Consider the following 26935-nt stretch of genomic DNA (forward strand, 5'->3'; position numbering starts at 1 on the left):
ACTGCGCCACGCTTGAACTCTGCACTGAACTTCCTTCGCTTCGACATGAACACTCCTCAAGGCCTCGGTCGGCCTTCTCGTAAGTGTCCGTGATAACGGGGGTGAACCCTCCCAAAGCGATATCCAGCACCGCTTTCCCTGGCTAGACCGACTGCAATTCGGTACGAATTTCCAAGTGAAGACGGAAGTAGCAAGATCTATCCAGCATTCTCCACAGACGCATTGGTGCGCCGGGGCGACATTCAAGGCTTCCTAGCATGCCTGATGTCGTACCGTATCGCTCAGCATGTGCGCAACACGGACATGCAGTGGATATCGGGCCGAGCACTTGCAAGATCACTACCGGGCGCGTGCATCCACCGTTACCTCATGGGATCGGAAAAGATCCTCATAGACCTCACCTGCGCAGCCCTAGAGCAGATGCCGGCATCTGCATTTCCTGTACATCTAGACACATCTTGCGTTCTCGAATTAGTCCACGCACGTACGCCGTATGTGGAAGGGCATACCAAAGATCCTTTGGTAACTTATCGTCTAGTCCGATGCAGCCCTGATGAGGCCAGCTTAATTTTTGGCAGCGGCGCAATCGTAGAGATAGAACGATCCGGACTGCAGATGCTTTGAGCAGGCCAAGGCGCACTCGCCCCTTCAGATTGCCCACGCATACGATTGTTAAGCAGTGCCATCAATTTCGAGCTCAGCCCTCATTTTCTTTGCACTCAGCAGATTTCCGCTTCTCCTTGCTCACCACCTATGCTAAACGCCAACCTGTTGGGCAGTGATCGCCAAACAAACTGGGCACTCCCGCCAAACATTCTGGGCAGAGGCATCAAATGAACTGGACACCGCTCCTTCCATTGCGCCGGCTGCAATCGACCCATAGCGGTCATTGGTGCCGCGCTGAGCTTAGCGCTGGGTCCGGTTATACGCCGGCTTGTTAGCCGGACCCCGCCGCCCTAAGATCGAGCTGTATCAAGGGAAAGCCCGCCATATGGTGCTTTGTGGATAAGTCGTATAACCGGACCCACGGGTCCGTCTATTAGGTAGGTAGCTTCTTAGATGAGAACTCAAACGCACATCGTCGATTCCAGGGCCGTCAAGGCCGTCATAGCGCAGTTGCCGCACCATTGGGTCGTGCGAGAACTGACCGAACGCGACTATGGAATCGATCTGATGGTGGAAATTTTTGCACCGGGCCTGAAAGATGCGAAGGGCAAAGATGCTTTCGACGCAACTGGATCCGTTTTCCATATTCAGATCAAGGGCACTGAAGAGTCGCTTAAGCCGGTCCAAGCGGGCACAATCAACTACTGCATCGACAAGAAGTCGCTCTCTTATGTGGAGAAATTCAGCACCCCATTTCTCCTGTTTCGCGTGAGTATCACCGATCCTCAGACGATTTATTTTCTATGGATTCAGCGCTACATCAAGGATGTTATGGATCGCGAGACGCCGACGTGGCGTGAGGACAAGGAAGATTCAATAACAGTTTGCATTCCTCCAGAAAATAAGCTCCCGGGCAGCATAAATAAAATTGAGAGAATTGCATTTCGCCCAAAATACTTGGAGGAGCTTGCTGAGTTTTCCGAAATATACTGCGATATTGAAAGCAGAATTGACGCCATTCGCGCTGGTACGCACGATGTCAATAACGAGGTGATAGCAGACCTCAAAAATCGTGCTTATCGCACCGGAAGGCTTAATGTGCTCCTTACGCGCAATGAATGCTGCATCAATAGGCAGAGTGTAGATGCACTCATCCAATACATCATTGGCCTCGATACGCAGGAAGGTCGCAGCATACAGCCTCCAGAAGCACATAATTTCGGGCTGCTTGCACAAAGCATGACCGGGATGGACATGGTGGAGAATTTTGTCTTGGAAAACGATGGTCTTTCGGCTTACTAATCAGCACGAAGCTAACAATTCATTCAAGCCGACGCCGCTTCGCGGCGCGGCTTAACTCAGGCGTTGAACGGCCGCTTCTGGCCGCAGGGCGTCATGCGACCCAGAGCGGCCATTGGTGCGGCCACCGAGCCTACCGCTGGGTCCGGTTATACGCTGAGTTGTTAGCCGGACCCAGCGTTTGGCGGCGCTGTCAGGGGGCGTTGATCTGATCAAAGGTATCGGCGACCTATGGGAACGATGGTTCTGACCGAGCAACGATGCTGGTCACCAGGCTCGGTCGCGTGATCATCTTCTGCTGATCCAGGTGATCAATCTCATCGGTACCCGCAGGTGCCCAACAAGCTGGTGGCGGTGTCCAATTCACTTGGTGCCTCTGCCCAGTTCATTTGGCGGCAAAGCCCAACTGGCTGGCTGTTTGTACCACCTAGGCCCGCTCTCGCAGATCCTAGACCAAGGAAAGCGACGTTATTGTGGAGAGTTCCGAATACGGGACGCGTGTCAAACACGCCAATTCGGACCCTATCAGCGACCTTCGTGGGACATCGCCCCCAAGAACCCAGTCTCAGCTCGTGAGAGTGGCATGCGCGAAACTGCACCGATGTCCACCTCAAGCAGGACCGCATGATTAATCAACTAATATCCGCATCAAACCTGATCCCCATCATCACGATAGTCGTCTTCCTTATCGCTGCGACCACCCTTTTCATTCGCACAGGATCGGGCCATCTTCTACGCGTTCGCATGTGGAGAACACTGTCCGGAAAGACAGAGGTCGAGGACACAGTAATTCAACAGTACATATCTGAGACGACCAGTTTGCAGGCGTATCAGTACTATTCACACATCAACGCAGGCACATTGGAAGACGCTCGCCGGCTCATAGAGTTCTCCAAGCAACGGAATTTGCCCTCGCAACTCATACGGCGCGCAGGGGAGTACTTCGACGTCACAACATGCAAGATTAATGAGAAGAAGATTCCCGGAAGGTTCGCACGGTTTGTGATCGCGATAGTGTTTCTTCTCTTCGCCTTCCTTATCGCTACCAGCCTAGTCTTCATCACTGCTCCCGGCCCTGTTTACAAGATGCGAGAAAGTGGCACGCGATTCATTCTTACAGAGAATTCGGCACTACCCATGACAGACTTCTGGTTGAGCCGACCAGGCTTGGCTGCAAAGGACTGCGCGGCACCCACCATCAATCGCCCGCCTTTCACGAAGACTGACGTCGCGGCAATTTGCAAGGCACTGCAGAATCCGGAAGAGACAAAAGACCTGCACCAAGATCTAACCAAGCAACGCTGGCTACTTGGTTGGATCATCCTATTCTCGCTCTATGTGATCGCAATCCTACTCATCGATACGAGAAAGGTCATCGCAGCGCGTGCGCTACGCTCGCGGCTAGGGTCTGTGGAGGCGCCGAGCCTGTCCTAATTCGGCAACATCCAGCTCATTCAGCTATCCCTCGCCTCTCAACTGGAAGCCGGGAGGATGTGGGGCATTCGTGTATTGGACCCTTGCTCTCCGATCTTTGGGCATCAGGGGTTCACAATCGGTAGCGAGTAGTTAATGCTGCTCGTTGCGGCTATCTTCATCATCAAATGCAACAGCGTTAAGAGAGAACCGCTCGCACTATCACCAACCTGCGAGGAATAGTGTGCACAAAATGAGCCACAGATGAATCAACTATGCCTCTCAGCACAACACGGTCTATGCCTATTCGTACACTTGTGCGAATGGCATCGCCCTCGCCTTACAGCGAGGCATGTCCATCAACTGCGGCTTTACCGGCCTTTGCCTGCTTCAAACCACCCATTCAGGCCAGGCAAGCGAGCCAGCAAGACCGAACCTGCTGGAAGTGCCTGCCACTCAATGCCCGCATGGCTGTCCACTGCCAGCTGCCAAGCTTCACTGCCTACGAAAAGCTGGATGATTCCCGCGTAACTCAAGTAGTCTTGGCAAGACCACCCAGACATCACCAACTTGAGCGACCAAGTCGACAAAAGCCCCGACCTTCCAGTGAGGGTGGCAATTACCGAAGACGATACGGTGCTGCTTGAACGCGTCCTGCTTCCTGGTCTGCGTGACTATGGCTTCAAGGTGGACGGCTTCAATGACGCCGCAGGCCTCTACCGCGGCCTGCTGACCCGGAAGTTTGACGTTGTGATCCTGGACATCGCCCTGCCGGGTGAGGATGGCTTGAGTATTGCGGCGCACCTTCGCCAGATACAGCCCGGGCTTGGCCTGATCATGCTCACGGGCACGGAGAGCCGGGACAACCACCTTCAGGCAATGCTCCACGGCGCTGATGCCTACCTCGCAAAGCCAGTCGACATCGACATCATTGCAGCCACGCTGCACAGCTTGTCACGCCGTCTTGGCCGCGCCCGGAACGAGGCATGCAGCTCCGATACCGAGAGCGCTGGTGACCGCTGGGCGCTGGTATCTGACGACTGGTGCCTGGTGCCTCCGTCCGGGCGAATCATCGCCCTGACTACTCCAGAACGATCACTTCTAAGCCTGCTGAATACCAACCGCGGTCAGGCGGTCGAGAAGGAGCGTTTGATCGAGGCACTGACAGACAATGCCTCCGACTTCGATCCGCACCGCCTCGAAGCCCTGGTGCACCGAATCCGCAGAAAGGCCGCCACGGCTGCTCCCGAGTCGTCTCCATTGCCGCTGCTGTCAGTCCGTGGAAAGGGTTACCTGCTCGCCAACTGAGCCGCGGGGACTTGCCGGCAGATGCGCCAGAGGGAGAAGTATATTCACCGTGCTTCCCTGTGGTTGCCGAACAGCAAGTTCAACTTTCCCACCCGCTTCAAGAACCATATCCAACACAACCGACAATCCCAGTCCCGTTCCCATGCCAATGGGCTTGGTGGTGAAGAACGGATCGAACGCTCTTGCACGAATGGCCTCCGTCATGCCGTGGCCATCATCCTGCAAGGCCAGCGAGACCCAAGCGTTCCCTTCACGCTCCGCCCTGATCTGGAAAGTACCCGCGCCGGGGATTGCGTCCCTGGCATTGGCCGCGACATTAAGGATGACCAGCCCAAAGCGGTCGGCATCCATGCGAACTGGCAAGGCCTCATCACCACAATCAACTTGCAACTGCACGCGCCCACCAAAGAGCTGCTTCAGCATCGGCGAAAGCTCACCGAGCGAGGCACGCACATCGAAAACCTGGGGGCGCGCCACATCCTGTCTGCTGAAGTTCAACAATTTTCTGCTGATCGCCAGTCCTCGCTTGGCAGCGAGCTCAACGTCCTCCAACGCCGCGTAGAGCGCTGTCGCCCCCTTGTCCGCCAAGCGTTCCCGCTGTGCGGCCTGGCCCAGAACTATCCCGAGCACGTTATTGAAATCATGTGCCACGCCGCTGGCAAGGCGCCCAACGGCTTCCATCTTCTGTGCATGAATCAGCTGCTCGCGTGTGCGTTCCCGCTCAACGACCTCCTCCTGGAGCCGCGTATACGCCAGCTCGAGTTCACGGCCCCGGGCATTCGATTCTTCAAGGCTGTTGCGCAACGCAGCCACGGTCCGATCCAACGCGATTGCAATGATCAACCAGATCCCGGCCAGCGATAGCGCCTTGCCGACACCCGCGACCGACGCAGGGCCCCCGCCGAGCATTGCCCGCAGGTAATCGGCAATGAGTGTCGCAGCCAGAATGGCCACGCACGTCGAGAAGGTGATCCACAACGTCCGCCGCCCCAAGACCAGGCCTGCAAGCGCCAGCAGGATCATCGGCATCGGATCGAAGCGTAGACCAAGCATTCCGGTTGCAATGTAGATGACCGCCATCGACAGCAGCACCACGCCGAGGAACAGGTGCATGCCGCGACGGAAGCGTCCCGTCCGAATCAACCAGACACATGCCCATGCTGCCGACGTCATCAACACGTCTGTCGCCAGGTCGGCGAGCATGGCGCTGCGCGCTGGCAAATCAGCCGTCCAATGGCCACTCAGCACTGCGTAAAGATACAGCGACTTGTTGAGTGGAATGAAAACCCCAAGGAAAATCAGCAGTATCTGCAGGAACGGCGCATTGCGCCGATCAACCGGATCCTGCACCGGAATGTCGGAAAGCCAGCGTTGCACCGGCCTGAAGAGAAGTAGCTGTTTGATAAAGAATCTCCCGACACCTGGTTAGTGCGAATCAGCCCCCAGCGGATTCCGCGCCCTTTTGCTATTCCTCATCGTTTCTCACTGGCCCGGTGAAGAATGATGCGTGTATTCCACGAACCGCTTTTGTAGCTTACGTTCAAGAACTCCCTCCTGTCGCGATGGAGTGGCCCATGCGAGGAACAAGCGATGCCGCGGAAACGGACGCTGTTACAGCTGCAATGTCACAGCTGAGTACTGCCTCACGCAATGTACACAAACCAACGCTTCCCAAGGACACCGGCGACCTTCTCCAGCAACTCAAGATCCGTCGCGCCCAAGATATCCAAGCGCTGCCTGATGAATTCTGGCGGCATGCCCAGCGTTCGTGACAGGGAATGATACGAGACATCCTTTTTTATCATCTCGTTCAGAACAATTACCTTCAAGGATTCACCCAGTGACAAGCGCGCAGCCATCTCACCACGCCGCTTGCCACACGGCAATGGAACGGGCCTGGAGGAGGCCGTGCGCTCCCGCACAGCCACCCTCAGGGCGGCGTTTATTTCATCTTCCGAGAACCTGGGGCCCATTACGCATACCTCCGGCCAGTCCGCGAGCTGGAGCTGAAAGCTGAAGGGGGTTCCAAGCGACCTTACTGGATAGATAAGCATATGCCCCCTCACGTCCATGGATACTGGATTTGATTCCCGATTCGACAAGGCTGCACGCCCAACATCTGCTCGCCAATTTGCGCATCACATACGTGTTCTGGATCAACCTGATGAAGCACTCAAGCATCGATCAACTGAAACTTCTGATTGACTCTTTGGACGATGTTTCGCTGAACGCAAACGGTCGAATTGAAATCCTTGAGAAGATCAGGCAAACAGCCGCCAGCCTCTACTTCAACGGTTCCAACAACCCTATCGACCATGGCGACCAGATCGACGTGATGGTGCTGGAAGCAATTGAAGTTGCACTGCTCCCATTCGAACGGGAATCGCTTGGGCATGCCCACGCCGATCCACTCCCCGCTGCGGAATATATCCAGCCATTGCGCGCGTAACACGCATGCTTTCTCATGAAACCGGTGATAAATGATGAGCATCCTGAGCATGGCCAAGCAGCGTCAGGATTCCCGCGGTCCGCGTCACATGTACCAGTAAAGCTGGCCCTTTCGCCACCCAGGAGCTGGTTGCCAAATGCGCGAGCTCCTATTGCAGCCAGCCTGTTCCAGTGCCCATGTATCCCAACATAGACGAAGGTGCCATGCCAACGAATCCGCGTCTCGACAACGAAACGAAGCTGCTCGTCGACAGGGTCACGCGATGCCTTTCCGAAGGCCGGCAACTGGATTCTGCAACCTCCGCACTGCTTGCAGATGTGGCCGCTCATCTGCAACGGGCGATGCTCGCGGATCCTGCTCAATGCCCCTATCCGCCGTTGCGCGTAAGAACCATGCGTGAGCTGCAGCCTGTGCTGAAAGCACTCAGGGAAGCGTGCATCCGGGAAGCAGCTATCGCTGCTTTGGGACCTTCAGCAGGACGTTGGCTGAGTGCCCCTGAGACGGAGAACGGCGCAAGCCGCCTGGATGTATCCAAGGAAAGTCGCGCGCAGCTTTTAAGGATGCGCGCTGCATTGAGCAACAACGAAGGCATTCACCAACGGAGCCCGGAACGTTGACGAATCCACGCGCATCTCGCGTTTTTTGGGGATCGCCCAAGCGCGTGAAATCCTCCAGCCCCAAGCCGAACCCCGTTCCCAGATCACAGGACCATCAACATGACTGACCATTCCCTGAAAAACAAAGTCGCGGTAGTCGCAGGCGGCGGCAAGAACCTCGGCGCCCTGGTGGCCCATCAGTTTGTCGATGCGGGAGCCCGCGGGATCGCCATCCACTACAACAGCGACTCCTCGAGAAAAGATGCAGAGAGAACGGCCGCCGAACTGAAAGCAAAGGGAGCGGACGCCATCCTGTTCCAGGGTGATCTGGCGGTAGTCGCAAACAATGTGCAACTGTTCGAACAGACCAAGGCCCATTTTGGCCAGGTCGACGTCGCGATCAACACCGCAGGCGTGGTCATCAAGAAGCCGATCGCCGAAATCACCGAAGCGGACTACGACAAAAGCTTTGATGCCAATGCCAAAGCCGCGTTCTTCTTCATACAGCAGGCAGGCCGGGTACTGGCTGATGGCGGCAACATCGTCACCATCGTCAGCTCGCTGCTGGCCGCATACACGCCGTTCTATGCGATCTATCCCGGCAGCAAGGCGGCTGTTGAACACTACACCCGCGCGGCCTCCAAAGAGTTCGGCGACAGGGGTATCTCGGTCAATGCCATTGGCCCTGGCCCAATGGATACCCCGTTCTTCTACGGTCAGGAACAGCCCGATGCAGTGGCTTATCACAAGTCGGCAGCCGCACTGAGCAAATACAGCAAGACCGGGCTTACCGATATCGAAGACATCGCCCCCATCGTCAGGTTCCTGGTAACGGACGGCTGGTGGATCACCGGGCAGACGATCTTCGCCAACGGTGGCTACACGACGCGGTAAGCCTTCAGCGATGTGTTTCCACCGCACCGCAGCAAGGACGTCGCAGGAAGTCTGAGCGTATTCTCCCCAGCGGAGACGCACAGCCAGGCGCGACCATGCCCGGCTACGCCTGAATTTTGTTCCGGGGAGAGATGAACATGCATGTGATTCTGGTAATCGTCGGTGGCCTGGTTCTGCTTGGCCTGTTCCTCCTGTTCGGCTGGCTGTGGGCCGCCACCACGGCCGGAATGGCGTTGGCAGCCAAGGCGTTCATTCCGGTCTGGCTGCTGGTTGCAGCTATCAACATGTGGGTGGGCGTTGCCCATGCCGGGTACAGCTTCCGCGAAGAGTTGCCCATCCTGGTGCTGGTCTTCGCCGTACCCGCGGTCATCGCCTGCGTCGTGGCTTGGCGGCTCTCGCTGTCATGAAGCCTGTGACGACCGAAGCGCCCGGCGCACAGTTCCCCAGCCATCTCGACCCGCCCCCTATGACAGACCGCATCCACCGCTAAGCGCTGGCTCGCGCATGACCTCCGCACCTTGACGAAAGATTGGTTTTCTCAATACTTCGCCAATGCTGAGCCAACATTTCCTTTTCTTCTTCGCCATGCTCGGCGCCTTCATCGGCACCGTCCTCGCATCGTTTCTTTGGTGGCGGGCCAAGGGCGAGCCTACCCAGCGTTGGTTGGCGCTGCTGATTCTGGTGGTGGGGATGCGGACGGGTAAATCCGTCGCCTACTACTTCTGGCCGGACATTCCCCGGGTCGTTCTGCAACTGGGTTTGACTGCCTGCTTCATGATCGGCCCCTGCCTGTTCTTCCTGCTGCGCTCAAGCTTGGCCGATACTCCCGGCCCACGGCGGGCAGACCGTTGGCATGTCACCGGACTGCTGGCCATTGTCATCGGGGTGAATGTTTTCCTGCCCTACACCAGTCATCCCGAGCTGTGGCTGCATACCATCACCCCGGCCATTCAATATGTCTGGCTGGGCTACCTGCTATTGGCCAGCGGGTTGCTGTACCGGCACCGCGCCCAACTTGCTGGCACGCCCTCAGCCACACTGTTGCTGGGGGCGCTGCTGGGCGTCTGGCTGATCTGGGCCGCCTACTTCACCGCCGGCTACACCTCCTACATTCTCGGCGCGCTGTCCTTCACCTTCATCCTGGCGGCAAGCGTGCTGGTCTACCTGCGCCTGCGTTCCGGCCAAGCGCCGATCGAGCCTTACCAGGACCGGCGGATCTCCGAAGATGAAGCTGCGCCACAACTGCAGGCTTTGGCCGACTTGATGGCATGCGAACGCCTGCATCTGGACCCCGGCCTGACTCTGCCCCGCCTTGCTCGCCGACTGGGCATCCCGCAGAGCCGGCTGTCGCAGCTGTTGAACGACAACAAGCAGACTTCGTTCAAACAGTACCTGGCGCAGCTGCGGGTCATCGAGGCAAAAACGCTGCTGCTGCAGCTGCCGCCAAAGCCACTTGAGATGGTCGCCGAGGAAGCCGGCTTCCAATCGATGTCCACCTTCCACGCCGCCTTCAAAAAGCTGGAGGGCCTGCCCCCGGGGGCCTTCCGCTCGGCTGCCGCCAACTCCGGGAATTGATTCCAGCACTCCGGGAGTGCACAGCAAGACATTGATTTAAAAGGGGCAATATAGGCTACAGGCTCACCCCAACGAGCCGACCCCCGTGCCCCTACATCGACTACTGAAATCGCTGCTGATCCTGCTGTTGTGCGCATGGCAGGGCGGCATTTCCGACGCTGCTGCCAGCGCAGGACCCGCCATGGAGCGGCCCTCGACTGACACCTCCGCGCAACAGGCCGGCAGCAAGCAACTTGTCGCCAGCACCGGCCTCAGCAACTCCAGCAAGACCGGACAGCAGCGCATTCTGTTCATCCTCGCCAGCAGCAAGGTTCACGGCAGCTCCAACATCCCGGCCAGCATCAGCTTCGGCGAGGTTGTCCATGCCTGGGATACATTCCAGGCCGCCGGCTATGCAGTGGACTTCGTCACTCCCGACGGCGGCGACGTGCCAATCCTCGACCCGTACGTGGGCAAGGAAGTCGAATCGCGCCTGCAGGATGACCGCATCATGCGCGGCCTGCGCAACACCGCCCCCCCGGCGCAGATCGACCCCAGCCTGTACCGCGCCGTCTATTACGTCGGTGGCAGCAACGCCATGTACGGTGTGGCGGAAAACCGCGCCCTGCAGAACATCGCCATGCATGTTTACGAGCGCAATGGCGGGGTGGTCTCGGCGGTGTGCCATGGCACGGCTGGAATCGTGAACCTCAAACTCGCTGGCGGCCAAAGCCTGCTCGCCGGCAAGCGCATCACCGGCTACCCCGAAGAGCACGAAGACCGCAGCGCCGCCTACTTCAAGGAGTTCCCGTTCCAGATGCGGCAAGCGGTGCAGTCGCGTGGCGGCCTGTTCAATGTCGTGGACAGTCACGACCCCTATATCGAAGTCGACGGCCGGGTGATGACAGGCCAGAACTATCGGTCAGCGGCGCCGCTGGCTGCAGCCGTGGTCGAAGCGCTGCGCAAGCTCCCCAATCCGCAAACCAGCCAGGTCAGGAGGGATTGAGAAGCGAGAACGCATCCCAACCACCGTCCATTTCCCGCTAGATGAACCACCCAACCAAACCCAGGACACCAATGAACACATCGATCCGATCCACTGTTCTCGCAGCAGCCCTGCTTCTGCTCCCCACCTCGCTGATGGCACAGAGCAACGAACGTGCCGAAGTTGATCGCGCCATGCAAACTCTGCTGCGCGGCTTCGAGGCCGGCGACGCCAACCTGCTCACCGGAGTACTCAGGAAAGACGGCATGGTACTAGGGTATTCATCGACCCGCGGCGCCGTTGTCACGGAAACCACCGAGGAATGGGCCAAGGGCTTTACCGGCAAGCCTGCCCCAGATGAGGCGCAACGTCATCGCCAATACCAGATCCTGGATGTGACGGACAGCGCGGCCGTGGTCAAGCTCACGCTCGACTATCCGACATGGGACGGCTCGGACTATCTGGCGTTGGCGAAGATCGATGGCAACTGGATGATCGTCAGCAAGTCATGGAGTGGGAAGCGCAAGACGCCGGCAACCTGAGCGGCGCGTTGCTGCTTGCTTGAGTTACGTGGTGATGCGCCTGGTGAAAGCCGGGCGCATTGCCTGTGTGGTGCTGGCGGATATGGCTGCATGAACTATCGCGTGAGACAACCCTTCGGTTATGCATGATGGCCATGCTGGCGAATGCATCATTCAAGTGCCGAACACGGGTCGGCGCGTTGGCCTCAACTACCCGTGTGTTCTAGCCGGAAGAAGACAGCAGAACCATCCGACCTCCGTGGCAGTCCAGAGGAGTGAACGGCAGGTCTCGCTGCAACCACTACCGCCGTTGGTCATGGTGTCGCCAGTCACATTGCGTGCTGCATACGTCCTTCCTATCCTGTCGTCATCACAATCCGGACTCCCTTCATAGGGATTTGATCATGACGACACAGAAGCTCCGATGGCTGCTTCCCTTTGCCGTGGCCCTTGGCATGGCCACCGCACTCATGCAGTTATTCTGGGAACACACTCACGGCGGCATTCTGCGCCACCACCTGCTCAATGATGCGAGCCTGCCGGCAATCTCCAATGTGTGGGCGCTGCTGGTGATGCCGCTGTTGGGCGCATTGGCGGGCTGGGTCGTTACTCGGCGAACGCGCAAACGGTCGGGTGCGCTCCTTCCAGCCATTGTCGGCTTCCTCGGGGCTTTGCTGGGAGGGGTCGCGCTGTCAGTAGCCTTCGTAACCAGCGGCGAAGCGGCGGCAACGCAGGTAATGATGGCGCTGCTGGTGGCTGCTGTGTTGTTCCCGGCCTACCGGGCAGAGTACCTGTTCGGCTTCGTCATGGGGATGACCTTCGTCTTCGGTCCAGTACTACCGGCGCTGGTGGCTTGCGTGCCGATGCTGATCGGTGCAGTCAGCCGGCTGGCGTTGTGGCCGGCCGTGACATGGCTGCTCCGCCGCGTGCGCCCTGCTTCGGCAACGTGATGTAGCAACTGGAAGATGTGGCAGCCCTGACTCAAGCCAGCGCTTGTATTTCATTCACCAGCACATGCGCAACTTAATCACTGAATCAAAGCGAGCGATATGAAGATATTGGCTGCCTTGTTGTTTCTTCCGGCTTTCGCGCTTGCGCAGGTGGTGCATTCGGAACCGGTGTCGTCACAAGCAGTGCATGAGGAAAAGCTTGATGGCCTCTTCAGCCATGTCGAAGACAACAATGGTGGCATCGGCAGTGTGTCCATTTTCAAGGACGGCCGCGAGGTCTATGCCAGGAGCTTCGGCCAGCAGAATCTGGCTGGTGTTGCACATGATGAGAACAGCAAATACCAGGTCGCATCCGTAACCAAGATGGTGACGGCGATTCTGGCGTTCAAGCTGATAGAGGACGGGCGCCTGAGTCTGGATGACAGCTTGTCCGACTTCTATCCTGATATGCCGTCTGCGCAGAAAATAACCATCAGAAACCTGCTGGAGCACTCAAGCGGGCTGGGGAATTTCGGGATAAAGAATGGTTCGCTCTGGGTGGTCGACCCCGTTAGCGAGAGCGAGATCCTGCAGGAGATCAAGAGGCAGGGCGCAACGTTTGAGCCCGGTGAACGCGTTGCGTACTCCAACTCCGCATACTTCCTGCTGAGGATGATCCTTGAGAAAGTCCATGGGCGCGACTATCACGAGATCGTCGCTCAGGAGATTGCAGCCCCGCTGGGTCTCAAAAATTTCGCATCGATAAATTCTCATCCCACCAATACCTTCAAGTCCTATGCGTTTACGGGCCAGTGGGGGGAAATCAAGGATGTCGACTACTCCAATGTGATCGGTGTTGGTGATATCGCCAGTACCACGCGGGATCTGAACACACTGATCACCAGCCTGCTTCAGTACAGGATTATTCGCAAGGATACCGTGGAGCAGATGCAGCCGATCGTGGGCAAGGGCTGGGGCATGGGTCTTGCGGAATTTACGTACGGGGAGGATCGCTTTCTTGGCCACGGCGGAGACGTGCTTGGATCTCATTCACGGGTCATCTACAACCCGAAAGATGGGGTATCTATCGCTTACTCGACCAATGGTGAGCGCATTCCAACCAATGCTTTTCTGGAAGCCATCGTGGATGCTGTCTATGGCCGTGAGGTTACGTTGCCGGCAATGAAGTAGTTGTCGGTGGCTCGCGCGATGGCTGGTGCTGTACGTGTAGTGCCTCTGCCGAGCATGGCTCGGCACTACCGTGAGCAAAAGCCTGCCGGTTGGCCGTTGCGTGGGAGGAAGCCGCAAAGCCGATTTCATCGCTTCGCGGTGAATTTGACCTCCACCCGACGGTTCGGCAGCAGGCACTCCCGCAACTTCGCCCCGCTCATGCCGTCACAAGCCTGTACCTGTTCGCTGTCACCACGCCACTCGTACTTGATCGAGTCCGCAGCGATCCCTTTTCCGATCAGGTACTGACGCACGGTCTGGGCGCGGCGTTCGGACAGGCCTTGGTTGTATTGATTCGTTGGACCTCGCAGGCGGTCGGCGTGGCCGATCAACTGCACGCCGGTAATCTGCCGCTTCTCTTCGCTGGCGCGGCGCAGTGCCTCATCCAGCGCACGCAACGATTCCGGGCGGATATGCCGTTGGGTGTCCTTGTCGAAATCAAACAGCACGTTGGCGGTAAGCACCGCTTCCTGCGGCGGGATAACCATCGGTTCCACGCCACACTGGCGCGCCAGCGCTTCGGCGTCGTTGGTCAGGTCTTCGGCGATCTGGATGTATGGCTTTGAATGCCGCCATTGCTGCTGGTTGAACTCGTTGCCGGCGTGCACCAGCTCCACTTCGCCACAAGCTACCGCCTGCTGCGCACATTCAAACCCGGGTGTTCCGTGGATTACGCGTAAACGCTTCCATAGGTCCTCGCGTAGGTAGCGTGCGTCATTCACCAACGGGGTATCCGTCGGCATCGGTGACACGCCCCGCTCCATGCCGTCGATCAGCTTGACCGACTCGTCCAGTGCCAACTGCGGGAAGTCGCTGCGATCGTTGCGGCTGTACTCGTGGAAGGACACGTCCAGCCAGCACTGCGCCTTGGACAGGTGGTAATCGCGCACCGGACGACCACCGTCATTGAGCGCCTGGATCCGGTCCTGGGTGGCCTGGTAGCGCGAATGATCTGCGTACAGCGCCTCGTCGGTGATGCGTGCTTTCTGCGGCAACAATTCAGTCCGTTGCCCGGCCCCAGTTTGTTGCGCCCACAACGGCGAAACGCAGGCCGCGTCCAGCAGTAGTGCAATGATCAGTCGCGTACGACGAGGTGTCATGTCGGGGTCCTCAAGGCTGCGCCGGCTTGCGATAGCGGTTGTCGTCGCGACGGAAAAGATCTTCGTCGAATTTGAAACGCAGACGGATGAAGGCGCCTTCGTCGGTGTACTCGTAACCGGCCAGATCCCGGTCGGCCTCGAACCCAACGAAGTTGTAGCCCGCCGACAGCCACAGGTTCTGCCGCAGCAGGCGCCCTATTTCCATGCCGTAGGCGTACTGGTTGCTGCCGTAGTCGCCGCGGAAGGTGGTGCCGAGCACGCCGACATCCCAGTTCTCGGTGATGTCGTACACGATACGGCCCGACAACAGCACGCCGCGGAAGCTGTCTTCAACACGACTACCATCGTTGTAGGCGAAACGGTCCTTCTGCCATTTGGCAGCTATGCGGCCCGTCAGCCACCACGGCCGCGACGGATGCCAGTCGGCGTGGGTGGAGACGATGTGCGCCGCAGTTCGGATGTCTTGACCAACATCCTGCTGCAAGGCGCCGTCGATACTCATGCCACTCTTGTCCGACTCCAGCTTGTACTCATAACGGGCCAGTGCATTGACACGGTTCCTGTCGGTGTCGCGGTAGGCGACACCGAGCTGGAAGCGGTCCTGCATCACGTCTCCACGCGACTTGTAGTCGGTGGCAAGCAGGTAGTTGCGCGCAAGCAACGTCCAGTCACGGTTGAGCTTGCGTGCCCACATCAGCTGGAACAGCGTGGTGTTGAACGCCTCGTTGGTGGCAGGCGTGCTGTCTACATCGCCGGAGATGCGGTACTCCAGGCGCATGGCACCACGCCACAGCGGGTTGGCGCTGTAGTCCAGGCCCAGTGCCAACGCGGTGGAATCGCCGGTGTCGCCGTCGTAGATCTTGACGTGCTCGGCGGCAGTGCTCAGGCGCAGGCCTTCGCGCACGCTCCAGTCGTTGCGGATGCCCGATGCCATCTGCACATCACGGCCAGCAATGGCGTCACGCAGGCGGTACTCGCTGAACACTTGGGTGTCCTTGAGGTAAGTGCTGTCCACGCCGAACACCAGTGCATCACTTTCGCGATCAGTAGTAGTGATGCCATACGCGCTGGTCAGACCAGTCTGCTTCTCGTAGCGGCCGTACAGCCGGTTACGCTCGCGCAGCTGGTAGTCGGCACCCAGGGCCACCCGGTTGCGGTCCTCGCCATTGACGTCCTGCTCGTACTCGCCGCCCAGCACCAGCTTGTCGGTGACTTTATAGCCGGCGCCGACATGCACGCTGTCCGATTCCAGCTTGGTGCCGATCGGCAGGCTGCTGGTGGGCACGGTGCCGCCGCTACGGATGATCGGCAGGCCGGTAAGCGGATCCAGCGGTTGCTGGCCGTAGCCCAGCGCCCCGCCCGCCGATCCAGTGGCAAAGCCGCCACTGAGCCCGCCGGTACCGCCGAACGGCGGCAGCGTCGACCACGGCGAGTAGGCACCAATGGTTTCGCGGATGCTGCGCACGCCCAGGTCCAGCGTCAGCCGCTTGGTGGCGTCGATGCGTACGCCTGCACCGCCCGCATCGCGGTCGCCGCCGTCTGGATTGCGGTCCTCGCTGCGCATTGCCTCTACGTACACCTGGAAGCGCGGATTGACCCTCCAGTTCAACTGCACATCGTATTCGCCACGCCCGCCGTACAGCGGCGAGGACGGGTTGTTGAACGCGGGGTCACTGCGGCCGGCAAACAAGCGCGCATCGAAGGCCTTGCCGTCGTGGGCGAACTCAAGCCGGTAAGCATTGCCGCTGATGTCGCCGCTGAGGTTCTGCAACCCAGGCGTTGCGTACTGGTTGATCGAGTTGGTGTTGATCTCGCTTTCGGTACGCGCTGCTTCCAGCACCATCCAGGTGTTGGGGCCGAAACGGAAGCCCAAGTTGGCGCTGCCCATCTTGAACGGTGCGAACGGATTTTCATCGCTCACATAGGAACCGCCGGCCTCGATGTACTTGTTGACGCGGAACTGCGCGTCAACGCCGTACACCCAGAACTTCTCCGTGCCCTGGTCCAGCTCGTAGGTCACCCGCAGCGAGATCGGGTTCAACTCGCTGTCGAATGCGGGCAGGAAGCTGTTGAGCAGGATGCGCCCGGAGAACGGCTCGAAGCTGTAGTCAATCAGCCGCCCCAAACCACGCACACTGATGATGCGGCTGGGCTGGTTGCGGTCGCGGGTAATCACTTCCACCCGCTCACTGCCTTCCAGCACCGCGCTGTTACGCAGTGCGTACGGGCCGCTGCCCTGGCTGGGGAACTCATCGATCACCTGGCGCAGCGAATCTTCCATGGCGAACACATTGCCGCGCACACGCTTGCCCTCGAAGTGCCAGCCGAAGCCAGTCGCAGTGCGGTTGTAGGTGCCCAAGCTGCGCATCACCGCCTTGCCGCTGGCACTGATACCGGTCTGGGTGGTCAGCGTGTCGCCGGTCTGGAAGTCGCCGTACATCATGTAGCTGCGGTTCTTGTCGATGCGCACGTACAGCCGCTCGGCCGAGCGTGCATCGAAGCCACGCAGCGAGGAGTCGCCATACACCGGATAGAACTCTTCCGGCTGGATGTCGCGCAGCAGCCGGCCACGTACTTCCTTGTCCGAGTCGTAGGCGGCGGTGAGTAGGTACTCGCCCTTGATCTTGCCCTTCACGAAGAAGGCGGTGCGTGCGGCGGCATTGGCCTTGCCACTATTGAAGCTGCGCTCCCAGCGGCGGATATCGCGGTCAAAGCCATCATCACGGCGGGCCGTATCCAAGCTGGCGCCGTTGCGGAAGTTGACGATGCCTTCGACCAGACCGGTCGCCAGCAACTCGCGCATCTCCGGCAGGAAGCTGACCGTGTTCTCGGCGGCGACACCTCCCGAGGTGATGCGCACCAGTACGTCCTGTGGCACGTCCGGTGCCAACAGATCGAACTCGGCGCTGCCGTTTTCCACCGGCAACTGGATGCCCGGCGTGCCACGGTCGGCATCCAGACGACCCGGCCCAAGCTCGTCGGTACGGCCGCCGATCAAGCGTACCCGGCCACCGCTGTACTCGATGGTGGCGAAGCGCTTGCCCGGCAGCAGCTTGCCATCGGCGCCTAGCAGCTGCACCCGCACATGCATCGGCGACTGGCCATCGGCCGGCACACCGTCGCGGTCTACATCCACCCGCAGCGTGTCCACATCAGCATTGACGCTGTAGTCGACCGCTCCGGACTGCAGGTTGATCGCCTGCGGCGGCGCATCGGTTGAACCCAGCGACTGCGGATTGGCAATCGGGCTGGAGCTCAGTGCACCGTCGAAACGATGGCTGTCTCCCAGCGTCGCGATATCTCCTGCGCTGGGGCCAACCTGCGCACTGGCAGCAACCGGCGCTGTCGGCAGGCTGCCATCGCTGCTGGCGGCAACCGCCATGCCGCCGGACTGCTCAGCCGCAATACCCACACCACGCTGCGCCGGTTCCGGCCGCACGGTGCCACGCGGGGCGACGATGCCCGGCATCTGGTTTGCCGAATCGGTAGCGCCGATAGGTGCACGCAAGGGCTGCGCCTGGAAGCTCAGTGGCAGGCCCGGCAGTTCCGTTTCCGGCGCACCGATTTCGCCCTGGGTACGCCGTGCCTTGACCTGCTCCAGCACTTCGTTGGAACCACTGCCTTCGATGAAGTCGGCACGGTGCAGCTCACCGTTCTTCAGATCGATGAAGAGGCTGTCAGCATCACCGAGGTTGCGGTTGCTGCTGGTGGTCAGACGCGCGCCGCGCGGCAAGGTGCTGGCATCCACCTTCAGGGTGTGGCTCTTCGGCGGCAAGCCGCAGTAGCTGTACTTGCCTTCCGAGTCGGACACCATCCATGTGCCATCGTTGAAGTAGAAGCGCACACCCGGAATGCCCAGCTCCTCGCGGTCCTGCACGTGGTTGTTGTTGCTGTCCACGAAGATCTTGCCGAGCACGCAGGCCTCGTCGGTGAACACGCCACCGGTGACGCGCACGCGGTACTGCGCCGGGTTGGAGGTCACTCCGCCCGGGTAGGGATACAAGGTGCCCGGGTCGACGCAGCCGCCTTCGGTGGAGCAGCCATGCGCCTGCGCGCGGTTGATGCCGTCGCCCTGCATCGCGCCCACGCCGATCCGCACGCGGTAGGTCAGCAGCTTCTGCTGGCCCTGGCGGATGCTGCCGACGTTGAACACCAGGCGCGGACCGGGTTTGCCGAACGGATCGGCAATGCCGCCACCGTCCACCCGCGCCGTGCCGTTGATGTAGGTGAAGCCAGGTGGCAGGTTGTCGATGACGTTCACCGTCTGCAGCGGTTCGCCAGCGGTCTGGCGGATGCTGATGGTGTACATCATCGTGTCACCCACCTCGACCACCTGCTTGTCACCGGTCTTGCTGATTACCAAGCCCGGCGCAACCGCCGGATCCAGTGGCAGGTGATTGTGGACGACATTTGCCGTAGCCGAGCCAGCAAACAAGCCCAGGAAATATTGGGTACCGGTGCCCACCGGTGCGGTCGGCGCGGTCGCCTGCGGCTGCACCTTGAACGTGGTGCCCGAGGTCCCTGGCGGCGACAGACTGCTGGTCTGCGCCGGAATCAGCGCCGAGCGGAAGGTATAGCCGGCCGGCGGCGTCACCGTCAGCTGGAACTCGCAGCGGCTGGGCGCGGCCGGCCCCAGCAGGAACTGGTAGTAGCCATCGCTGCCGACCGTCATCGAGATCTGGTCGCCACTGATGCTGTAGCCGCCCTGCCCGCCATTGAGCACGCCGGTGGCCGGGTCGTAGCTGGCACACATGCCTACCGGCGCCAGGGTCACGATCGCGCCCTGCACCGGGTTGCGTGTCACCGCGTCATAGACCAGACCACTCGGGTCCACCGGTAGGCTCTGCTGTGGCAGGTTCTGGCCCGCGCGCAGCACCACTTCCAACTGGGTGATGCTGTCGCTGTCGATGCGGCAGGTGCTGCTGGTGCCATTGGCTATCGCGGTACTCGAGTCGCAGGGCGCGGGCGGCCCGGCGGCGGTTTCGCCGGTCACCGGGAAGCCCCACAACACGCCGCTCTGCGGGTGCCGGAAACGCACATCGAAGCGCGTGCCCGGCAGCAGGTCATTGAATCGGTAGCTGCCATCGGCGCCGGTGGCGGCGGTACGGATAACCTTGTTGCTGGCCGGGTCGAACAGCTCCACAGTCCAGTTCTGCAGGCGTATATCACCGGCATCAAGCAGCGCATCGTCACTGCCAATGTCAAACCAGACCGTGCCGGACAGCGATGCAGCGTCCTGCACCTGGGTCATCAACTGGCAGGCGTTCTGGGTGATTGCCGGGTCACAGACCGGCAGCTTGGTCACATCACCATCAAAAGCGCCCTGCTCGGCCACCGACGGCGCATGGTCGGCATCTTCGCCACCACCACGCACGATCACCGCGTTATGGATTGGCGACGCCGCTGCAGCTGCAGCGCTCACCGCCACACTCACCGTGATTGCATCGGGCGAAGTGGCGCCACTGGCCAGTACGGTATTGCTGGTGCAGCTGAAACGGTCGGCACCGGGTGCACCGGAGCAACTCCAGGCGTTGCCCGTGGGCGTTGCCGCCAGGGTCACGCCGGTGGGCAGGCGATCGTCCACCTGGTAGCTGCCAACGCTTGGCTGCGGCCCGATGTTGCGTACCCGTACCGTATACGTGGCCGCGTTGTTGACGGTGAAGCGGACTGGATCGGCGCTCTTGCTGACCACCAGATCCGGGGTATCGGCAACCTCGCCGAAGTTCTGCTCGATGGAGATCTGGCCCAGCGTCAAGGTGATCGCACTGATCGCCGATGGCACCGTGCTCACCGGCGTAGCAACGCCCATCGGCGCACCATTGACGGTACCCGGCGTGGTGATGCCGTTGGTGGTATCCGGTGGTTGGTTGGGCTCGGTCACCGTATAGGTGCCCGGGCGCAGATTGTCGAACAGATAGGCACCGTTGGCATCGGTGACGACGCTGCGTGGCGGCACTACCGCCCGCACGTTGGGCAGATCATCGTTACCAGTGAGCTGCAAGGTCACGTTGGCAATGCCGGACTCGCCAGCATCGATGATGCCGTTCTTGTTGTTGTCGTAGTACACGCGACCGGCAATCGACGAACTGGCTATTTCACCAAAGTTGTTACCGGTGCTGGTCTGGTCCACGGCCAATACGATGCCGCTGATGACCGAGGGAGTCACACTCACCGCAGTGGCGGTGCCACCGGTACTGCCGGGCACGGTGATGCCATTGCGGGTACCAGCAGGCTGATCGGGCTCGGTGACGGTATAGGTGCCCGGCAACAAGCCAGCGAACCGATACGCACCATTGGCGTCGGTCTGCTGGCTCAACGCCACTGTCCGGCTGTCGAGGTCGGTTCCGTTGAGCTGGATATCCACCCCAGCAATACCGGTCTCGCCATTGTCGATGAGGCCGTTGTTATTGGCATCCAACCACACCTTGCCTGCCAGTGAAGCACCAATCGGCTCCTCACCGAAGTTGAAATTCAGGCCTTCACTGGCACCGATGCCCAGGCTGAGATTGATCTGGCTGATGCGGTCGGTGGTGTTGGGATCGCCCGCCACCGCGGTTCCAGGGATGCAGCCGCTGGTGCATGCCGCACCGTTGATCGTGCCCGGATTTACTGCCGTCGGCCGGTTGCGGTACATGCCTGTCGGCAGTGGTTCGCGCAGGGTGTAGATGCGACCGGGATCCAGGCCGATGAACTGATAGGCGCCCGTCGCATCGGTGGTGGTGGTCTGCAGTACGGCCGAGGTAGCAGCATCAAGCAGCTCTACCGTTGCGCCAGCAATCGGCGGGTCACTGCCGACGGTACGCAGATTGTTGAAGTCGGCATCCACATAGACAAAGCCGGCCAGTCGGGCGTTGATCAACTCGGGGAAGTTGTAGCGCACACCACTGCTGTCTGCCGGCACCACAATCGCGCTGTAGCTGGAATTCGGCGCACCTGCGGCATACACGCCGCCAAATGAAGGCGCCTCCGGCCCGCTGCTTGGCGGGTCCACCGGACCATTGGCAAAGCCCGGCGGCTGTGTCTGCAAGATGCTGTAGCCGCTTGCATTGGAAGGCGAGAGATTGCCGAAGCTGTAGTCGCCATTGGCATCGGTGCTGGTGCTGAGGCTGACCGCGTTGCCATATTCGTCGGTGCCGGTCAGCGCCAGCGCGACGTTGCCGATACGCGGCTCCACCCCGGCGGCCTGCGGAACACCACCATTGCTGCCACTGCGGTCGCGGTCCTGGAATACGGTGCCGGTCAATGTGGATGCGGTGACATTGATCGGGGCGGTGGCGGTGTTGTTGGCCGCGTTGGTGTCCACCTGCTCGGTGCCCACTGCCACCGTGTTGATCGCATTGCCACCGGGTGGCAGCACATCCCAGCGCACCGGGATGATCACCCGCACGCGGCCATGATTTGCCCCCTCGGAGGTCACGTCGCCCACATTGCAGATGACGTTCTGCCCGCTCTGGCTGCAGTTGCCGGTACCGTTGGGTTGATCGTCAGGCAGGGTCGCAATATCCGGGCCGACTTTCCGCCAGGTGATTGGCGTCCCGGTTACCACCATGTCCGGCGGCAGCGTATCGGTAATCACGGTGCCGGTGCCATTCAATGGACTGGTACCGGTACGATCACGCGACAAACTGTTGCCGGGGCCGTTGTTCTCCACATCGAACACCCAGAAGAACGGCTCGCGGATCGACACCGACGCCAACACCGGCGGCAGCGCGCTGCCAGGAACAGGATTGGGCGGGGTGAGCCTGGATACGGCCCGCTTGCTGATCGCAAGGTCTACCTTGCTTCGGATGGCGGTGGTTTCGCCCTCGGTGTTGTTGCTCAGGTTCACTTCCGGCTCGGCACCGCTTGCCACAGCCACGTTGTTTATCGTGTCGCCGCCGGCACCTGGCTGCGAGGAGTATTGGTAGCGCAGATACAACGTGGAGGTAGCGCCAGCGTTGATCACCCCATCAGTCTCATTGCCTGGGAAGCCTGCACCCGGTACGCCGCACTTCACCGTCAGTGGACTACCTGTAGTCGGGTTGTTGCCTGCTGTCACCGGGCATCGGGCGGCCCCGAATGGTCCGCTGGTAGAAGGCGAGCTACCCACGAAGAACAGCGTCTTGTTCGCTTCGGGGGTGATGGTGTCAGTGATATTCACGCTACTGGCAACCGACGGCCCCAGATTCTGCACGGTCACCCGATAGGTGATGAAATTTGCGGTCGGGTCGTTGGGATCGTAGGGCAAGGGGTCAACGCCGCCGACAAAGCCGGTGTCGTCCTTGTTCACCACCAGGTCGATCGCACCTTCGCCCACTGTCAACGTGGCCGACTTCTCATCGTCTGCGAGTGTGGCGATGCTGTTGTACTCGTACTCGCCATTGGAATCCGATCCACCGCTTGGGTCTGAGACGCCATCACGATTGATGTCAAAGAAGAAACCTGCGGTGTTGGTATACACACGCAATGGGCCACCAGCAACGGGTTCATCCAAGGGCCGGATCACAACCGTCAGGGCCTCCTGCTGGCCGCCGGGCATATCCAACGGTGTGCAGGTCAGTACCAGCGTGCCTGCCGCGGCCCCTCTGGAGGAGACGTTCTGCAAGCCACCACTACCCGATGACAGCGTCACCCCGCCAGTGGTCGTGGGAACGCAGAGCGCCGTGCCACTACCACTACGGGTGTCGTTCACCAGGGTAAAGCCAGGATCATCCGCCCGCAGATTGATCACGTCGCGGAACACAACACCAGGTGCCAGCGACGGGCCTTCATTGCGGTATTCAATACGGTAGGTTGTATCGATGCCAACCTCACCCGGGTCACCGGAGGTGATGTTCTTGGCCTCGGTCTTCACATTGGATACGCGCGGTACCCGCACAAAGTCCGAGCCGGTGTTGTTGCCCGGATCGATCTCGCCGGCTGCGCCCGGCACCGATGGATCGATACCAGCACCGGCGGTGTTGCACCACGCACCTGGCGGTGCGAGCACTGAACCGCAGTTTGCTGCTGGTTTGGACGCGCTGTCGGCCAACGGGCCGGTCAGATTCACTACGATGTCTACCGGCGTATTCGCCAGCAGCTGTGTGTTTCCGGATTCGCAGTGCAAGGTTCCGGACGCACTCACCGGCGAGCAGTTCCAGCCCAGCGGAGCCACCGCAGTAGCCTGCGTACGGCCCTGCAGGAAACCCGGCAACGTGTCCTCGATCACCACACCGCGGGTAGCATCCGGGCCGGCATTACGCACAGTGATGGTGTAACTCATGCCGGTGTAGCCGATCGGCAGGGTGTTGTCGGCATCCCCCGGGCCGTTGGTGCGCTTGCTCACACTCAGGTCCGCACGCAGCGGCGAAGGCATGATGCCGGCATCGTTGCAGTTGTTACTGCCATTTGGATCGCCCAGACCACTGCCAGTGCCCGGTCCTATCGAGCCGCCGCTTCCCCCGGTGCAGGCGTTGTTGGTCAACGTGGAGCCTTCAGCCTCGGGGTGGGCGAAGCTCAGCAGCTTCAGTGTTGCCGCGCTCTGCCCCATCACCAGCGGATACGGGCCATCGAAGTCACAGGTCACGGTCTGACGCGCAGGAGGAGGCGCATAGGCTGTGGCCGTGCAGGTCCAAGGCGCGGTGTTGGAAGGAAAGTATTCTTCACCTGCAGCCAATACATCGACCACCTGCACACCGCTGGTCGCCTCCGCCGGGCCCTCATTTTTCACATTGATGGTAGAGGTGATGATGTAGCCGCTATCGGCCGGGGGCGCTGCTCCAGGGCCCGGCCAGGTGGGCACCAGCTGCGGCGCCTTGCTCTTGCTCAGGCTCAGGTCTGCGCCATTGGGCAACACAGTGAAATTGGCGGTGCCCTCATTGTTGCTGGTGTTCGGATCAGGCAGGCTGCCGTTGACCGTCGCGGTATTTACAACTTGACCACCGCTGCCAGGGCCAGTCAGCGGCACGCGGGCGACAATCGTGAAGGTTGCGCTGGCGCCAACCGCCAGCGTCCCCGGCAAGGAACAACCGTGCGCCGTGGCCGCGCCGTTAGTGGCGCAATTCCACCCTGCAGCGTTGCTTGTACTTTCGATCAGGAACCCGGCCGGCATCGGGTCGCTCCAGGTCACGCCTTCGGCAGGACTGGGCCCGTTGTTGGTCACGGTAACGGTGAAGGTGATCAACTCCCCCGGCAACGCCGGAACGGGTGACGCGGTCTTGCCGATTGCCAGATCGGCGCCAGCTGCAATGGTTACGGCAACATCATCACTGTTGTTGCCTGGATTCGGATCAGGCGTGCCCACTGCATTGACCGTCGCGGTATTCACCACACTGCCGCTGGCAACCTCGACCTTGCCCCTGAATGTATAGCTTGCGCTCTGGCCTACGCCGAGCGCGCCTGCGTGGGTACCGTTCTGACTGGCAAAATTCCAGTTGCCGGTCACACTCTGTGCGCTACCGGGCACAAAGCTGACGCCGCTCGGCAAGGTGTCGGCGACATTGAAATTGGTCGAGATGCTGGGCCCGCTGTTGGTGACGGTGATGGTGTAGGTAACTTCAGCACCGGCCACTACCGGGTCGGGTGTAGCCGTCTTGGTCAAGCCCAGATCACCGGCCTGTATCAAGGTGGTGTTCTGCGTTGCCCGGTTGTCGTTGACGTTGGAGTCACCGGCAAAGAACGGATCATTCGCGGGCAGGCTGCCAAGCGGAGTGCTGGCAGCTGGCGCCGGCTGACGACCGATGGCAGCAGTGATGTCGATGGTGGAGGGCCCCAAGCCTGCGGTGCTCACCTGCAGATCAATGGAAAAAGAATCATCGTTGTCGAGCGGCTGCGGAATGAAGCAGACCACACGCGTACTGACGACAGGATCAACGCTGCAGTAAGCAGGCAGATTGATTGCGCTTGTCCCCACCGGGATATCAAAGGCAGCAATCGCGTCCGGCACGCCTTCCGGGCCGCCGTTATGAATGGTCAATTTGTAGTCGATCACGCCGCCGGCCGGAATCGGATCGACGGCTTCAGAGAGACTGACGATTTCCAGGTTTGCAGCAGCCGCCAACGGCATCCAGCCCAGCAGCAACAGCAGGAGCATCGGACCGAGAAAGTGCCTGACCCAACGGCGAGCAGCGCCATCTGGCTGTCGCGCAGCACCTGCCACAAGCAACTGCGACATCGCATCTCTCCAGAACTTCCACCACACGAAGGAATTCGCAGCACATCGCGGTGATGCGCCAGCGCCAACACGTCATGAACGAACCACAGCCCGAAGCGCCCGTCATTTGACAGTCACACCTCGTCCCCAAGATCGATGAGCCTGAATGCCCGGCGAGAGTTGCATTGGGCGCAGTGATGGCAACGTCAATTTGCTGACATTCAATTGCGTGAATACGCGGCGTATCGCGCCACCGGGATTAGCGCAACGTATTCAGCATAAATCCGTAACAAAAATTCTCTCGACTCGATAGTTCCACCAATGAAACTACGATCGATTCCGGCGCCATGCATTGACTACGTTCATTGCTGAGGGCGACCCCACCACATGTCACACGTCAATGAAAACCTGCACGTCACTCCCATGAAAACAGCGCTTTTCAAAGAGTGAACCGGTCATCTGACGACACGCACATATCGACCGCGTGCCTTGGTCCGGGACCACCGGCAGGCGAACGATCATGAGCCGTTCTGCCCAAGAGAGTTCATGCTTGAAAGCAGAAACACGAGATCACGAATTCCATCTACCCTGCGTTACGCAGTTGAGAAGCTGATTGCCCTGTGTCCTAAAAACCCCCCCAGGTTTCCGGCTTTAGCAGCGAGCTGCGTCCTCCTCGCGCAAACCCTGGCGTTCGACATCGGCGATAGCAACTTCGGATCAACACGCTTTGCCTGGCACGCAGGGCCCCCAACCTGCAGCGTGCAAGCACACAAACTTTGCGCCGACACAGGCAGGCACTCCTTCCGGATCCTCAACCCAAGCAGCGAGTCAACCCAGCCTGGTTCCGCCTGCTAACCTTGGCGGTCATGGATGCCCCCACCGCCCCGCTTCCCGCTGCGCTCAACACCCACCTGCCGTCACCCTTGGCAGCTGTGGGAGTA

General features: G+C 60.2%; 16 protein-coding genes. 12 read left to right on the forward strand and 4 right to left on the reverse strand.

All coding sequences use genetic code 11. The features are described 5' to 3' along the window. The first annotated feature begins 1059 nt into the window (after window positions 1-1059). The 3 genes from ACVOMB_RS10185 to ACVOMB_RS10195 all read left to right on the forward strand — a co-directional run bounded on the left by ACVOMB_RS10185 (window position 1060) and on the right by ACVOMB_RS10195 (window position 4626). Window positions 1060-1908, forward strand: a complete 849-nt coding sequence (locus ACVOMB_RS10185; protein ID WP_481531056.1) for a DUF4365 domain-containing protein — start codon at window positions 1060-1062, stop codon at window positions 1906-1908. 621 nt (window positions 1909-2529) lie between these two features. Then, complete coding sequence (locus ACVOMB_RS10190) at window positions 2530-3339, forward strand: DUF6216 family protein (protein ID WP_481531057.1); 810 nt, start codon at window positions 2530-2532, stop codon at window positions 3337-3339. A gap of 549 nt (window positions 3340-3888) precedes the next feature. After that, window positions 3889-4626, forward strand: a complete 738-nt coding sequence (locus ACVOMB_RS10195) for a response regulator transcription factor (RefSeq protein ID WP_481531058.1) — start codon at window positions 3889-3891, stop codon at window positions 4624-4626. Here ACVOMB_RS10195 and ACVOMB_RS10200 read toward each other — a convergent pair. Then, window positions 4591-6003 (reverse strand): sensor histidine kinase, encoded by a 1413-nt coding sequence (locus ACVOMB_RS10200; protein WP_481531059.1) that lies wholly within the window; start codon window positions 6001-6003, stop codon window positions 4591-4593. The genes ACVOMB_RS10195 and ACVOMB_RS10200 overlap by 36 nt on opposite strands. A 266-nt stretch (window positions 6004-6269) precedes the next feature. Continuing rightward, a complete protein-coding gene (locus tag ACVOMB_RS10205) occupies window positions 6270-6485 on the reverse strand; it encodes a hypothetical protein (protein WP_481531060.1) in 216 nt (71 codons plus the stop codon). A gap of 224 nt (window positions 6486-6709) precedes the next feature. Here ACVOMB_RS10205 and ACVOMB_RS10210 point away from each other — a divergent pair, with 224 nt between their 5' ends. The 9 genes from ACVOMB_RS10210 to ACVOMB_RS10250 all read left to right on the forward strand — a co-directional run bounded on the left by ACVOMB_RS10210 (window position 6710) and on the right by ACVOMB_RS10250 (window position 13745). Further along, window positions 6710-7075 carry a hypothetical protein gene (locus ACVOMB_RS10210; protein WP_481531061.1) on the forward strand — a complete coding sequence of 122 codons (366 nt, stop codon included), beginning with the start codon at window positions 6710-6712 and terminating at the stop codon, window positions 7073-7075. Between the two features lie 203 nt (window positions 7076-7278). Then, window positions 7279-7692 carry a hypothetical protein gene (locus tag ACVOMB_RS10215; RefSeq protein WP_481531062.1) on the forward strand — a complete coding sequence of 138 codons (414 nt, stop codon included), beginning with the start codon at window positions 7279-7281 and terminating at the stop codon, window positions 7690-7692. 99 nt (window positions 7693-7791) lie between these two features. Then, window positions 7792-8565: an SDR family oxidoreductase gene (locus ACVOMB_RS10220; RefSeq protein ID WP_481531063.1), complete on the forward strand. Its 774-nt coding sequence runs from the start codon at window positions 7792-7794 to the stop codon at window positions 8563-8565. Between the two features lie 137 nt (window positions 8566-8702). Then, on the forward strand, window positions 8703-8972 hold the full coding sequence (locus ACVOMB_RS10225; RefSeq protein WP_481531064.1) for a hypothetical protein: 270 nt from the start codon (window positions 8703-8705) through the stop codon (window positions 8970-8972). Window positions 8973-9117: 145 nt separating this feature from the next. After that, complete coding sequence (locus ACVOMB_RS10230; RefSeq protein WP_481531065.1) at window positions 9118-10140, forward strand: helix-turn-helix domain-containing protein; 1023 nt, start codon at window positions 9118-9120, stop codon at window positions 10138-10140. Window positions 10141-10225: 85 nt separating this feature from the next. Beyond that, entirely contained in the window at window positions 10226-11125 is a 900-nt protein-coding gene (locus ACVOMB_RS10235) for a type 1 glutamine amidotransferase domain-containing protein (RefSeq protein WP_481531066.1), read from the forward strand. Between the two features lie 71 nt (window positions 11126-11196). Continuing rightward, the gene (locus tag ACVOMB_RS10240; RefSeq protein WP_481531067.1) at window positions 11197-11646 is read left to right on the forward strand and encodes a nuclear transport factor 2 family protein; all 450 of its coding nucleotides are present in this window, start codon (window positions 11197-11199) and stop codon (window positions 11644-11646) included. 383 nt (window positions 11647-12029) lie between these two features. Continuing rightward, window positions 12030-12575, forward strand: a complete 546-nt coding sequence (locus ACVOMB_RS10245) for a hypothetical protein (RefSeq protein ID WP_481531068.1) — start codon at window positions 12030-12032, stop codon at window positions 12573-12575. Window positions 12576-12674: 99 nt separating this feature from the next. Further along, a complete protein-coding gene (locus ACVOMB_RS10250) occupies window positions 12675-13745 on the forward strand; it encodes a serine hydrolase domain-containing protein (RefSeq protein WP_481531069.1) in 1071 nt (356 codons plus the stop codon). 125 nt (window positions 13746-13870) lie between these two features. On the opposite strand, the gene ACVOMB_RS10255 is transcribed toward ACVOMB_RS10250, so the two are convergent. Further along, window positions 13871-14884, reverse strand: a complete 1014-nt coding sequence (locus ACVOMB_RS10255) for an OmpA family protein (RefSeq protein WP_481531070.1) — start codon at window positions 14882-14884, stop codon at window positions 13871-13873. Between the two features lie 10 nt (window positions 14885-14894). After that, window positions 14895-26015 carry an SdrD B-like domain-containing protein gene (locus ACVOMB_RS10260; RefSeq protein ID WP_481531071.1) on the reverse strand — a complete coding sequence of 3707 codons (11121 nt, stop codon included), beginning with the start codon at window positions 26013-26015 and terminating at the stop codon, window positions 14895-14897. Window positions 26016-26935 lie beyond the last annotated feature (920 nt).

Source organism: Stenotrophomonas sp. STEN018 (assembly GCF_056760235.1).